This window comes from Lysinibacillus sp. C5.1, from assembly GCF_016350185.1.
GTDB lineage: Bacteria > Bacillota > Bacilli > Bacillales_A > Planococcaceae > Lysinibacillus > Lysinibacillus sphaericus.
The window spans coordinates 3,241,533-3,254,839 of sequence record NZ_CP066226.1 but is presented as its reverse complement, the minus strand read 5'-3'; the positions used below and the strand labels follow the sequence as shown (position 1 = coordinate 3,254,839).

The 13,307-nt window shown below is 38.8% G+C and carries 11 protein-coding genes, 1 riboswitch and 1 other annotated feature; all 11 genes read left to right on the top strand.

Annotated elements, in window-relative coordinates; genetic code table 11:
- The first annotated feature begins 14 nt into the window (after positions 1–14).
- The 11 genes from hemC (at position 15) to I5435_RS15860 (ending at position 13,258) form a co-directional block, all read left to right on the top strand.
- Positions 15–947 (top strand): hydroxymethylbilane synthase, encoded by a 933-nt coding sequence (gene hemC, locus I5435_RS15910; RefSeq protein WP_337982579.1) that lies wholly within the window; start codon positions 15–17, stop codon positions 945–947.
- Positions 937–1,698: a uroporphyrinogen-III synthase gene (locus I5435_RS15905; protein ID WP_337982578.1), complete on the top strand. Its 762-nt coding sequence runs from the start codon at positions 937–939 to the stop codon at positions 1,696–1,698. Before hemC ends, I5435_RS15905 begins: the two co-directional genes overlap by 11 nt.
- Complete coding sequence (gene hemB / locus I5435_RS15900; RefSeq protein ID WP_024363200.1) at positions 1,695–2,675, top strand: porphobilinogen synthase; 981 nt, start codon at positions 1,695–1,697, stop codon at positions 2,673–2,675. The genes I5435_RS15905 and hemB overlap by 4 nt, the downstream gene beginning before the upstream one ends.
- Positions 2,675–3,967 (top strand): glutamate-1-semialdehyde 2,1-aminomutase, encoded by a 1,293-nt coding sequence (gene hemL / locus I5435_RS15895; protein ID WP_025220183.1) that lies wholly within the window; start codon positions 2,675–2,677, stop codon positions 3,965–3,967. Before hemB ends, hemL begins: the two co-directional genes overlap by 1 nt.
- 123 nt (positions 3,968–4,090) lie before the next feature.
- Complete coding sequence (locus I5435_RS15890) at positions 4,091–4,537, top strand: SRPBCC family protein (protein ID WP_024363198.1); 447 nt, start codon at positions 4,091–4,093, stop codon at positions 4,535–4,537.
- Between the two features lie 141 nt (positions 4,538–4,678).
- A complete protein-coding gene (locus I5435_RS15885; RefSeq protein ID WP_029747283.1) occupies positions 4,679–5,359 on the top strand; it encodes a hypothetical protein in 681 nt (226 codons plus the stop codon).
- Positions 5,360–5,640: 281 nt separating this feature from the next.
- Positions 5,641–5,962 (top strand) — a binding site (T-box leader).
- A 179-nt stretch (positions 5,963–6,141) separates the two neighbouring features.
- Positions 6,142–8,787, top strand: a complete 2,646-nt coding sequence (locus tag I5435_RS15880) for a valine--tRNA ligase (RefSeq protein WP_025220182.1) — start codon at positions 6,142–6,144, stop codon at positions 8,785–8,787.
- Between the two features lie 124 nt (positions 8,788–8,911).
- Positions 8,912–9,013: riboswitch (cyclic di-GMP riboswitch) on the top strand.
- Between the two features lie 87 nt (positions 9,014–9,100).
- On the top strand, positions 9,101–9,502 hold the full coding sequence (locus I5435_RS15875) for a hypothetical protein (protein ID WP_024363195.1): 402 nt from the start codon (positions 9,101–9,103) through the stop codon (positions 9,500–9,502).
- 141 nt (positions 9,503–9,643) lie between these two features.
- Positions 9,644–10,936, top strand: coding sequence for a bifunctional folylpolyglutamate synthase/dihydrofolate synthase (locus I5435_RS15870; protein ID WP_337982577.1), 1,293 nt, complete (start codon positions 9,644–9,646; stop codon positions 10,934–10,936).
- Positions 10,933–12,198: a bifunctional folylpolyglutamate synthase/dihydrofolate synthase gene (locus I5435_RS15865; protein ID WP_024363193.1), complete on the top strand. Its 1,266-nt coding sequence runs from the start codon at positions 10,933–10,935 to the stop codon at positions 12,196–12,198. Before I5435_RS15870 ends, I5435_RS15865 begins: the two co-directional genes overlap by 4 nt.
- A gap of 415 nt (positions 12,199–12,613) precedes the next feature.
- Positions 12,614–13,258: a hypothetical protein gene (locus tag I5435_RS15860; protein ID WP_337982576.1), complete on the top strand. Its 645-nt coding sequence runs from the start codon at positions 12,614–12,616 to the stop codon at positions 13,256–13,258.
- Positions 13,259–13,307: the final 49 nt, after the last annotated feature.

Sequence of the window (13,307 nt, the reverse complement as noted above, 5' to 3'; positions counted from 1 at the left end):
AAGGTTGGAGACTGTTGAGAAAAATTATTGTAGGTTCTAGGAGAAGTAAATTAGCATTAACGCAAACAAATTGGTTTATCAATGAGCTAAAGGCAGCAGGTGTGCCGTTTGAATTTGAAGTAAAAGAAATTGTTACTAAAGGCGATCAAATTTTAGATGTTCAACTTTCTAAAGTTGGTGGTAAAGGACTTTTTGTAAAAGAAATTGAACAGGCGCTTTTTGACAAGGAAATTGATTTTGCGGTTCATTCGATGAAAGATATGCCTGCCGTACTACCAGAAGGTTTAGTAATTGGTTGTATTCCACCTCGTGAGGATGCGCGCGATGCATTTATTTCTAAAGGTCATGTGAAATTAGCAGATCTTCCTGCAGGAGCAGTAGTGGGGACAAGCTCTCTTCGACGAAGTGCTCAACTCTTAACATTACGTCCTGATATTGAAATTAAATGGATTCGCGGAAATGTCGATACACGTTTAGCAAAACTTGAAACAGACGAATATGATGCGATTATTTTAGCGGCCGCAGGTTTAAAGAGATTGGGTTGGAGCGATGATGTCGTAACAGAGTTTTTATCAGTGGAAGACTGTCTTCCAGCTGTAGCACAAGGGTCTTTAGGGATTGAATGTCGACAAGACGATGCTGAATTATTAGCTGAACTAGCAAAATTAACTGACAGTGCTACATGGAAAGAAGCACATGCAGAGCGTGCTTTCTTAGCTGCTATGGATGGTGGTTGCCAAGTGCCTATCGCAGGTTATGCCAAGTATAATGGGGAAGAAATTACACTAACAGGGTTAGTTGCCGCACCAGATGCCGCAGTTATTTATAAAGAGACGGTAGTAGGTACTGATGCCGAAGCAATTGGTAATGAACTAGCTGACATGTTAACGAAACAAGGTGCCTATGATTTAATTCAACGTGTTAAGGCAGAGCAAGATGCTAAATAATTTACCTTTGCAGGGTAAAACAATTATTTTAACTGGAACGTCTAAAACAGCAACAGTTGGAGACGATATTTCCGCTTTAGGTGGTCAGGCAGTTTTTGCCCCATTGATAGAAACTTGCGAAATTATTGATCCAAAAGATGATGCGCAATTAGCATTTGCACGTCAATTTAACTGGCTAATCTTTACGAGTCAAAATGCGGTAGATGCTTTTGCTAGTAAGATGAATCGTTGTCATTTAAGTGCAAGCCATTTTCAAGGGGAAATTGCATCGATTGGAACGAAAACGACTGCGGCATTAGAAAAGTTAGGCTTTCAAGTTAGCTTTATGCCTTCAATATTTAGTGCCGATGTCTTTGTTAAAGAGTTTCCTATTGTTGCAGGGCACAATCCAACATGTTTATTTATTCGTGGGGAAAAAGCGAAAACAACATTAAAGGATGGGCTGCCCTTCAAATTAAATGAATGGACGGTTTATGAAACGATTGAGCGCCACGACCAAAAACAAGTAATTATCGATTGTATCCAGCAACATTCAGATGTTACTGTCATTTTTGCAAGTCCTTCGGCTGTAGATGTCTATGCAAAGGATATAGCTACAGTCGTTGGATGGAAAGCGGTACGTGTGGCGGCAATCGGGCACATTACAGAAGCAGCTATTGTAAACCACGGTGCTACTGTAGACATTATGCCGAGTATTTATACAATGCAAGCAGTCATCGAGGAATTAACGAAAGTAGAGGAAAGAACATGACAAATTTACAATTTCAAAGACATCGTCGTTTACGCGCAAATGCAATGATACGATCTATGGTAAAAGAAACTTACTTACACAAAGAGGACTTAATTTATCCTATTTTCGTGATAGAAGGCGAAGATATTAAAAATGAAGTTCAGTCAATGCCAGGTGTTTTTCAATTTTCATTAGATAATCTAGGTGCTGAAGTAGATGAAGTGGTTGCTTTAGGTATCCCAGCTGTTATTTTATTTGGTTTACCAGCAGAAAAAGATGAAGTGGGGACAGGTGCTTTCCACGATCATGGAATTGTTCAAGAAGCGACACGCCTTATTAAAGAGCGTCACCCAGAGCTGTTAGTGATTGCTGATACATGTCTGTGTGAGTTTACAGACCATGGTCATTGTGGCTTGATTGAGGGCGATCAAATTTTAAATGACGCTTCTTTAGATGTTTTAGCACGTACTGCTGTTTCACAAGCAAAAGCAGGTGCAGATATTATTGCACCGTCAAATATGATGGATGGTTTTGTTGCTGCAATACGTACTGGTCTTGACGCAGCGGGCTTTGAAAATGTACCAATTATGTCCTATGCCGTAAAATATGCATCAAGCTATTACGGTCCTTTCCGTGATGCGGCTGATGGAGCACCACAATTTGGTGATCGTAAATCATACCAAATGGACCCATCCAATCGTATGGAAGCTTTCCGTGAAGCAGAATCTGATATTGAAGAAGGTGCGGATTTCTTAATCGTGAAGCCTGCCCTAAGCTATTTAGATATTATTCGAGATATGAAAAATAACTATACATTACCGATTGTTGCGTATAACGTTTCTGGTGAATATGCAATGATTAAAGCTGCAGCTATCAATGGTTGGATTGAAGAGAAAAAAGTAGTGCTTGAAACATTGTTAGGTATGAAACGAGCAGGCTCGGATCTAATTATCACTTATCATGCTAAAGATGTAGCACGTTGGTTGGAGGAGAAATAATGGCGCGTTCTTACGAAAAATCAAAACAAGCATATGCAGAAGCTATCAACTTAATGCCGGGTGGGGTTAGTAGTCCCGTACGTGCATTTAAATCAGTAAATATGGATCCTATATTTATGGAATCTGGTCATGGTGCAATAATTACAGACATCGATGGCAATGAATATATTGACTATGTACTATCATGGGGCCCTTTAATTTTAGGGCATACTCATCCGGAAGTTGTAAAAGCCATTGCTGAAACTGCAGCGAAAGGTTCTTCTTTTGGAGCTCCTAGTTATACAGAAAATCGTTTAGCTAAGCTAGTATTAGAACGTTTACCTGGCATGGAGATGATTCGCTTTGTATCATCAGGGACAGAAGCAACAATGTCTGCATTACGTGTAGCACGTGGTGTAACAGGTCGTGATAAAATTTTGAAATTTGAAGGCTCTTACCATGGTCATGGTGATTCATTATTGATAAAAGCTGGTTCAGGTGTGGCGACATTAGGCCTACCTGATAGCCCTGGTGTACCTGCGGATATTGCGCGTAATACATTAACGGTGGCTTACAATGATTTAGAAGGTGCTAAACAAGTATTTGAAAAATTTGGTGCAGAGCTTGCGGCAGTAATTGTTGAGCCAGTGGCAGGGAATATGGGCGTTGTCCCACCACAGCCAGGTTTCCTAGAAGGCTTACGTGAATTAACAACAAAGCATGGTGCGCTGCTAATCTTTGATGAGGTTATGACAGGCTTCCGCGTTGACTATGGCTGTGCGCAAGGTTACTTTGCTGTAACACCAGATATGACAACGCTAGGGAAAGTAATTGGTGGCGGTCTACCTGTAGGTGCTTTCGCGGGTAAGAAGGAAGTTATGGAGCAAGTAGCACCGGCTGGTCCAATTTATCAAGCTGGTACATTATCAGGTAATCCATTAGCAATGACAGCAGGCTATGAAACGTTATCCCGACTTGATGAAAACTCCTATGAGTATTTCAAAAAGTTAGGAGACCAACTAGAAGCAGGATTTAGAGCTGCAGCTACAAAGTACAATATTCCACATACGGTGAATCGCGCTGGCTCGATGATTGGTTTCTTCTTTACAAATGAAGATGTAATCGATTTTGCTTCAGCGAAAACGTCTGATTTACAATTATTTGCGGAATACTTCCGTTTAATGGCAGAAGAAGGTATTTTCTTACCGCCTTCCCAATTTGAAGGATTGTTTATTTCTACTGCACATACAGAGGAACATATCGCGAAAACGGTCGATGCTTTCCATAAAGTGTTTGCCCAATTAGCAAAATAAGTTATCTAAAGCCATCCATTGGGGTGGCTTTTTTTTGTCAAAATTAAAACTTTCAGCATAGCCAAATAGTGGGCGTTTTAGTTTATAATAGAGCTATTCAGAAAAGAAAGTAGTGGTTTTAAAATGGCAACAGGCACACATACAGTAGAAGTACCCGTAGCAATTGAACATGTTTGGGAATTCGTTAGTGACATGGAAAAATGGGCAAAGCTTGTCCCAGGTTATAATGCACATACGATGATAGATGATAAACACTCTACGTGGACATTTAAAGGTAATGTTGGTGTACTGAAAAAAACGGTAGAAGTAGAGATTACAATTTTAGAGTGGGCAGCACCTTCAAAGGTAACTTTTGAATTAAAAGGCCTATCAGATAATTTTACAGGAAATGGCTATTTCTTAGCTGAAAGCATTGATGCAAACAATACAAAAATGACAGGCTTTTTAGAAGTTACAGCAGGAGGCTTAGCTGGTCCTGTATTAAATCCAATCTTCAAGCCAATCGTTCCAAAAGCTACACAAATGTTGACAGATCGCGTAGCAAATAAAATTAAAATGGTAAACGTTTAAGCGTAAAAGCATGCCTGATTTTTATTCAGGCATGCTTTTTTTATGGTAAAAATCTTGTAACCATCGTTGTCTAGCATACATTTCGATTGCAATTCATATGATGCTAAGGGAGGGATTATTATCGAACAGAAAACTTGGAATATGCGTGAAACATTTTGTTTTCCGGGATATGGTTGCCCAACAGAAATTGCGGCTGTGCAGATAAAGCCACAATGGCAATCGATGCAATTAGAAGACTCGTTAAGATTAAATGGTATTTATCATATCACAGCGCATGTACGCTTTGATTTTCAAGACATGCAAACATTCATGGATGCCGAAGATTTAATCAGTATTGATGCACTCGATATTCAAGGAGATACTGGCTATTTTGAATATGCAGTCCCATTAAATGTTGATTTACCAAAAGAGGCAGCGATTGAGGACTTAATGGTGAAAGACATTCGTCCAATACTGTCCAATCAAATGTGTCAACTTGAATGGACAGTGACGAGTACATTTCGTAGTGAAGCATTACCAATGCCAGCAGTAGAAAAAATCGATGCTGTTGAGGAACAGGTTGTTGTAGCCAAGACGCAACTTCCAATAGAGGAGTCTACGTTTATTGAGCAAACTGTCCAAGTAATGAAACCGACACCTGTAGAAGCATCAGCCAAAGCTAAACAATCGGTACCGGCGGAACAAAAAATTGTGCTTAGAGAATCTTCCAGTCACTCTGCTGTGCGCGAATCAAGTTCCTGGAATGAAGTAGAAACAATGATTTGGGATTTAACAGAAGACTATACTCCGCTCAAAGTTCGTGTATCAAATGATATCTTTTAAAAGTAAATAGCATAGAAGTAGTAAAAGTAATAAGATGATAAGATCGCCAGAAGTTGGGATGATGATAACACGGATAAACTGAAAACCACAAATCGGTACAATAATTGTTCTACAATAAAATCGGAATTGTCGTAGCCAAGGTGGTAAAAGCCAAGGGTTATACTTACGTCGTCGCATATGAATAGTCACTTCCTTTTCTATTTACTTTTTAAGACTAGCTGAAATTAACTAAATCACTTGAAAAAATAGATGAATTTGCGGTACAATGTGGAAAGCTGAATATGGATGCTATGACAGGGAAGAGTAAATTATTTGTGCATTTATAGAGAGGAAACGGTAGCTGAAAAGTTTCTATTTGTACGTAATCGAACGTAGCCCTCGAGCAGCTTTAGTGAACTAATAGTAGTTAAAGCCGGTTAAACACCGTTAACGAATTGAGAGCCAGCTGTAATAAGCTTAAGACATCCAGCATGAATCCTTACTTCTAATGTATAAGGGCATTTAAAGTGCACTAATATGAGAAATAGTGATGTGCGAGAGTGCTTATCTTACTCTGCTGGAATTAAAGGTGGTACCGCGAACTTAAACTCCTTCGTCCTTTTGTTGACGATAGGAGTTTTTTTATTTGCTAAAAAGATGTATGCATTTTATTAGCGAATAATCCAAAGGCATTTGTCACTGATTTATTTGGTGTGAATACACTGGTAAATCAAGACGAGTAATGATGAAGCTTGCCTAAGCGCATAAATGTCAAAAATTATTTCACAACAGGAGGAGTCAATATGACAGAAAACATTTCAATGCCGACGAAATACGATCCGCAGTCTATTGAAACGGGTCGCTATGAATGGTGGCTACAAGGTAAATTTTTCGAAGCACAACCTGAAAGCGGGAAGGAACCCTATTCAATCGTCATTCCACCACCGAACGTAACAGGAAAATTGCATCTTGGTCATGCATGGGATACAACATTACAAGATATTTTAATTCGTATGAAGCGTATGCAAGGTTATGATGCACTTTGGTTACCAGGAATGGACCATGCAGGTATTGCTACACAAGCAAAAGTAGAAGCAAAACTACGTGAAGATAATATTACACGTTATGATTTGGGACGTGAAAAATTCCTAGAAAAAACTTGGGAATGGAAAGAGGAGTACGCTGGGCATATTCGCGCGCAATGGGCGAAGCTTGGCCTTGCATTAGACTACTCTCGTGAACGTTTTACACTCGATAAAGGTTTATCGGATGCCGTTAAAACGGTTTTCGTGCAATTATATGAAAAAGGCTTAATTTATCGTGGGGAGCGTATCATTAACTGGGACCCAGCAGCAAAAACAGCCTTATCGGATATTGAAGTTATCTATCAGGATGTACAAGGTGCATTCTATCATATGAAGTACCCATTAGCAGATGGTTCTGGCTATGTGGAAGTTGCAACGACACGTCCTGAAACAATGCTTGGGGACTCTGGTGTAGCAGTTCACCCGAAAGATGAGCGTTACCAACATTTAATCGGTAAAACGGTTATTTTACCAATCGTGGGCCGAGAAATTCCTATCGTAGCAGATGATTACGTTGATATGGAATTCGGTACAGGTGTAGTAAAAATGACACCAGCTCATGACCCGAACGACTTTGAAGTTGGTAATCGTCATAACTTAGAACGTATTCTGGTAATGAACGAAGATGGCACAATGAATGAACTTGCGGGTAAATACAATGGTATGGATCGTTTTGAATGCCGTAAGCAAATTGTTGCCGATTTACAAGAAGCAGGTGTCCTAATCAATATTGAAGAGCATATGCACTCTGTAGGACATTCTGAACGTTCTGGTGCAGTTGTAGAACCTTATCTTTCCGCACAATGGTTCGTTAAAATGCAACCACTTGCAGATGCCTCTTTAGAACTGCAAAAAGACGAGGAAGGTAAAGTTCACTTCGTTCCATCACGTTTTGAAAACACATATTCTCGTTGGATGGAAAATATCCGTGACTGGTGTATCTCTCGCCAATTATGGTGGGGACACCAAATTCCTGCATGGTATCACAATGAAACAGGTGAAATTTACGTAGGTAAAGAAGCGCCTGCAGACGCAGAAAATTGGACACAGGATGAAGATGTGTTAGATACATGGTTCTCATCAGCACTATGGCCATTTTCTACAATGGGTTGGCCTGACGAGGCAAATGAAGAATATCAACGTTACTATCCAACAAGTACGCTTGTAACAGGATACGATATTATTTTCTTCTGGGTATCTCGTATGATTTTCCAAGGTATTGAATTTACTGGACAACGCCCATTCAAAGATGTATTAATCCACGGATTGGTACGTGATGGCGAAGGACGTAAGATGAGTAAATCACTTGGTAATGGTGTGGACCCAATGGATGTTATTGAGAAATACGGAGCGGATTCACTGCGTTATTTCTTAGCAACAGGTTCATCTCCAGGCCAAGATTTACGATATACAACGGAAAAAGTAGAATCTGTTTGGAACTTTGCTAATAAAATTTGGAATGCTTCCCGTTTCGCACTTATGAACATGGATGGAATGACATATGATGAAATCGACTTAACTGGTGAAAAATCAGTAGCCGATAAATGGATTTTAACGCGCTTGAATGAAACAATTGAACGTGTGACTTCATTAGCAGAACGTTATGAGTTTGGTGAAGTAGGTCGTGAACTATATAATTTCATTTGGGATGATTTCTGTTCTTGGTATATTGAAATGGCGAAACTACCGCTGAATGGTGAAGATGAGGCTGCTAAGAAAACAACTCGATCTATACTAGCTTACGTATTAGACCAAACAATGCGTCTATTACATCCGTTTATGCCATTCATCACAGAAGAAATTTGGCAACATTTACCTCATGAAGGTGAGTCAATTACAGTGGCAGCATGGCCTACTGTGCGTACGGATCTTCACTTTGCTGAAGAAGCAGACAATATGAAGCTCCTTATGGATATTATACGTTCGGTGCGTAATATTCGTGCGGAAGTTAACACACCTATGAGCAAAAAAGTACCGTTGTTCATTTCTGCTAAAGATAGTGCAACAGTTGCTACTCTTGAAGCGAATAAAGCCTACTTAGAAAAATTCTGTAATCCTGAGCCGTTAACAATTGGTGAAGGCTTAGAGGCTCCGAGTCAATCAATGACGGCAGTAGTAACGGGAGCAGAGCTATTCTTACCGCTTGTAGGTCTTATCAATCTAGAAGAAGAAATCGCTCGTCTAGAAAAAGAACTAGAAAAGTGGGCGAAAGAAGTGAAGCTTGTCACTGGTAAGCTGTCCAATGAAAAATTTGTTTCAAAGGCTCCAGAAGCATTAGTAAATGCTGAACGCGAAAAATTAGCGGATTATGAAGAGAAACATGCAGTAGTATTAAAACGTTTAGAAGAATTAAAAAACATGTAATAGCATAGTGATTTGAAGAAACAGCAGATGGCGAAATAGTCATTTGCTGTTTTTCTTTTTATGCATCAAAAGTTATGTATTGAGTTAGGAAAAAATATATAGTATTATCTATTTTAGTTAGTATAATAGATAAAGGCAAACTATCCGAAAGGGTAGGACGCAAAGCCTAGGGTCTAAGGTGAAGAGAAATGAGTATTTTTCAAACTATGATCGCCTGGTTACCATTAAATGAAATTTTTATTTAATTTTATGGCCATTCTATGTTGAGTAGAATGGTCTTTTACTTTGAATGCAAGAATAACGGAGGTTTATTATGTCAGGAAATATTGGAACAATTGTAGTGAAAGTAAACAAAGCTTGTGATGATTTAGATTTTGTGAGCGCTAGGGGAATTATAGAAGCAAATCTTTTAAAGTTATCGGAGGCTAAATATTATCGACTATTAAATGCAAGTGGACGGGTTCTTATTAAACATATTTTAGCGGATAATAAGGGACAAAAAGATACGAAGATTTCATTAACACGTACAGATTTACTAGTGATAAATAAGATTAATGAGTATTGTTCAAATTTTGATATTTCGATGCTGAAAAGAACATTAAAAAATTCGTTAGAACTAGTGCAAAGATCGGATGTTATGCCACTCTTAAATAATGATGCAAAAATAATTTTAGATGATATGGGAGCGCTATTAGGCATCCATCAATTACAATAATTTGTTGTTTATTTGAAAAAAATTAGTTAAAAACACACAAATGATCACTCCTACAGTGGTTTTCTGTGTGTTTTTAAATTTGTATCAGAATTGTTTGTGTGCCAGTCACCCTTTATACTGTAGTGAAAGGGAGTGTTTCTTTTGTTTACTACGATAAAAGCATGTACAGATTTTATTTTTACATTAAAGGCGATTGATCATAAACGTGAACCTTTAGTCATGATGCGTGAAGTATTGGCGCGTTTAGGGGACCCGCATAACAAGTTGCGCGCTATCCATTTAGCAGGTTCCAATGGCAAGGGGTCCACCGTAAATGTACTGAGAGAAATGCTAGAGAATGCAGGATATCGGGTTGGTGCTTTTACTTCACCACATTTAACACGTGTCAATGAACGTATGACCATCAATGGAAAACAAATTCCGGACGAGCAATTTTTACAGTATATGAATAACGTAGCTTCAATCATTGAGGCAAATTATAATGGGGACTATCCAAGCTTTTTTGAGGTCGTCACACTTATTATGTTCCAATATTTCGCACATGAAGAAGTGGATTTTGCGTTAATTGAAACTGGGCTCGGTGGAAGACTTGATGCGACCAATGTCATAACACCACTTGTATCCATTATTACAACGATTTCTTTAGAGCATACGGCCTTTTTAGGCGATACATATGCGAAGATTGCTTTTGAGAAGGCAGGTATTATTAAAGAAGGTGTACCCGTAGTGGTTGGTGTTAAAAATAAAGAAGCACTTGCTACGATTCAAAAGGTTGCACATGAACGTCATGCTAGGTGTCTTGTTCTAGGGCATGATTTTAACGTGATTGCACAGGAGCAGGAGATGGGCATGCAATCATTTCATTATCACAATGCGCATCTTGACCTCACAGATATTCAATTAAAAATGGCAGGGGCGCATCAAATCGCTAATGCGAGTCTGGCTATCACAACGATGGATTTATTACGTGAAAAAGGGCTTATTCATTTATCCGAAGAGTCAATGCGCCAAGCGCTACAACACGCACAGTGGGCAGGTCGCTTTGAACAGTTCCCTAATAATATTGTATTAGATGGTGCTCATAACTCAGAAGGAACTGCCGCATTGATTCGAACATTACAGAAGGTCTATCCAAATCAACGCTATCGATTTATTTATGCAGCTCTTTCTGATAAAGACCATGCCAATAGTATTGCGTTAATGGATGCAGTAGCAACTTCTATATCTTTTACACAAATTGGACTACCCAATGCCATGCCAGCTGAACAGTTAGCGATGTTATCAACGCATCAAGACAAACGATATAACAAAAATTGGAAATATATAGTAAGTGAAGTCATACAACATAAGGACCAACAAGATATTGTTGTGATTACAGGTTCGCTGTATTTTATAGCTGAAGTTCGCCAATGGATACAGGAGGGAGCACAATGATTCCTCAGTTCGATGATTATAAGAAAAAATGGGCTTTAACTAGTGATGATGTAATTAAGCCAGGGCTTACAGCGATTGAAGAAGCATTGGCACTTGTAGGGAATCCTGAAAGAACATTGCAAATTGTGCACCTTGCAGGCACGAATGGCAAAGGCTCAACATTAACATTTTTAGAGTCAATTGCGCAGGAACATGGCTTAAAAGTAGGCAAGTTCATGTCTCCATGCATTTTGAATGTGCATGACCAAATTCAAGTAATGCAACAACCTATTTCAGCACTAGAGATGGATCGCGTTTTTCATCAAATGAAGAATGCGGGGCTTAGCGGTAAACTAACGGATTTCGAACTTTTAACTGTCGCAGCGTTTTTGCATTTTGTCCATTGTGATGTCGATATTGCATTAATCGAAGCGGGTATGGGGGGCTTACTAGATAGTACGAATGTAGTGCAACCTATTGTCTCGATTATTCCGAGTATAGCGCTAGAGCATACAAAATTTTTAGGTCCAACTATTGAAAGCATTGCACAGCATAAAGCAGGGATTATTAAACAGCATCGACCAGTTGTAATCGGGGATTTACCTTGTGAAGCAAAGAACATTATTGAGAGAGAAGCTAATGCAAAGCAAGCACCTGTTCTAGAGCTGAACAATCAATTCCATATTGTGCGGATGCATGACTATGAGAACTATAAAAATGAGACTATGGACTTACATATCACAAATCTTACACGTCATATGAAAGGACCTCATCAAGCGAATAATATGGCATTAGCCATTACGGCATTTTTAGAAGTTGCGACTGCGCTAAATGTAGCAATCAACGTGGCAAGTATACGCCAAGGTATTGAAATGGCAAGCATTTTAGGACGATTTGAAGAGGTGTTGCCATATATTATTTTTGACGGTGCGCATAATCCAGCTAGTGCAGAAAAATTGGTAGAAACGGTTCGCCAAGCGTTTCCTAATGAGTCTATTACCTTTGTTGTCGGCATATTAGGTGATAAGGATGTAAAAGGAGTTTTGCAGTACTTAGAGCAAATTAGTGAGACATTTTATTTTGTTGATTTTGATAATCCGCGTGCGATGTCAGCACAAGATATGTTGGCATTATGTCATGCCCCGCAAAAAGCAATTTTGCAAAATACAATTCCATTTTTACAACAGCAATCAGAGAAGAAGTGTAGAACAATCGTAACCGGCTCTTTATATTTATTAACAGAAGTGCGCGGTAGCTTGCTTGACGGAAGCGGACATAGGTAGTGACAACTGTTTTTCCACTCCTGCGTGCGATTTAGATAGGGGATTGCTAGAAGGATAAGGATAGTTACTTGAGCAACGGCTTGTCAATTGCTTTCAGTATGTTACAAAATCGCCATGCAAATTATAGGTTTCATTAGAAAGGTAAAGTCAACTCAATAATGGGTTGACTTTTTTATTTTTTTATCACTTATGTAAGTTCATGCCAACAATCACACTCTAGTGAGGCGTAGGCAAACACTTTATATAACAAGGTAAAAAATATAATGTGGAACCTCACCAATTTCTATTAATGGTAATGCATTAAATTAGCATTTAAGCATACTCTCTAACATATACTTATATGAAATAACAGCTGATAACAGTGTCGTCTTTTTTTATGTTCGTTTTGATAGTTGAAGGAAGAGGTGATGAAGGTATGAAAATAGTTAGTCATGTAGTGAGAAAACAAGTAGTGCGTGCAATGCTAATTGGTGGTATTGTCGGGCTTTTTGGTGTTGCAGTTTTTTTAGGCGTTCTCCAAGCTAGTACCCAATTTTCTTTAAAAAAGGAAAGTGAAGTAGCGAAAAACGAAACTGAAACAGAGGCAGACTCCGCAACAATTCCGACAACAGGCGGTACTGCAAACTCAACTATGTTTTTTGCAAGTCAAGCGGGCGTATTTTCTAATTATGCAAGTGCAAGTACATTTGTCTCTGAACATCCGTCATTGCAAGAAAGTGCAATTGTAGAAGTAGAGGGCAAGTTTTATGTATGGACAAGTATAGTGAACGAAGAAAGTGAGTTAGTGTTTTTAAAGGACCCACCAACATTTAAAAAAGTGTTTAGTGTTAGTGGTGAAAGTTGCAAGGAGGCGACAATTGCTGAAGTGATAAAAGTATTAGCTGATAAAAATACGACAAAATTAAATTTTAAAGAGGCAACGAAGGATTCCACTCTTCCTGCTGATTGGCAAAGTATTGGCAAGGCAGCAACCTCTATTTCTAGTGATTTAAATATCGTGCGTCTCCAAATATTTGCACATTATAAGTCCAAAAATGCTTGTCTTCAAACGAAATTCTAAGTCGAATAGTTAGCTATATGAGTGTTATCTTGATTTTTTGAAAATTTTC

What these genes read in the sequence shown, in the direction of transcription:
- I5435_RS15905 (WP_337982578.1), top strand. Translation starts at nt 937, where the DNA reads ATGCTAAATAATTTACCTTTGCAGGGTAAAACAATTATTTTAACTGGA.
- hemB (WP_024363200.1), top strand. Translation starts at nt 1,695, where the DNA reads ATGACAAATTTACAATTTCAAAGACATCGTCGTTTACGCGCAAATGCA.
- hemL (WP_025220183.1), top strand. Translation starts at nt 2,675, where the DNA reads ATGGCGCGTTCTTACGAAAAATCAAAACAAGCATATGCAGAAGCTATC.
- I5435_RS15890 (WP_024363198.1), top strand. Translation starts at nt 4,091, where the DNA reads ATGGCAACAGGCACACATACAGTAGAAGTACCCGTAGCAATTGAACAT.
- I5435_RS15885 (WP_029747283.1), top strand. Translation starts at nt 4,679, where the DNA reads ATGCGTGAAACATTTTGTTTTCCGGGATATGGTTGCCCAACAGAAATT.
- I5435_RS15880 (WP_025220182.1), top strand. Translation starts at nt 6,142, where the DNA reads ATGACAGAAAACATTTCAATGCCGACGAAATACGATCCGCAGTCTATT.
- I5435_RS15875 (WP_024363195.1), top strand. Translation starts at nt 9,101, where the DNA reads ATGTCAGGAAATATTGGAACAATTGTAGTGAAAGTAAACAAAGCTTGT.
- I5435_RS15865 (WP_024363193.1), top strand. Translation starts at nt 10,933, where the DNA reads ATGATTCCTCAGTTCGATGATTATAAGAAAAAATGGGCTTTAACTAGT.
- I5435_RS15860 (WP_337982576.1), top strand. Translation starts at nt 12,614, where the DNA reads ATGAAAATAGTTAGTCATGTAGTGAGAAAACAAGTAGTGCGTGCAATG.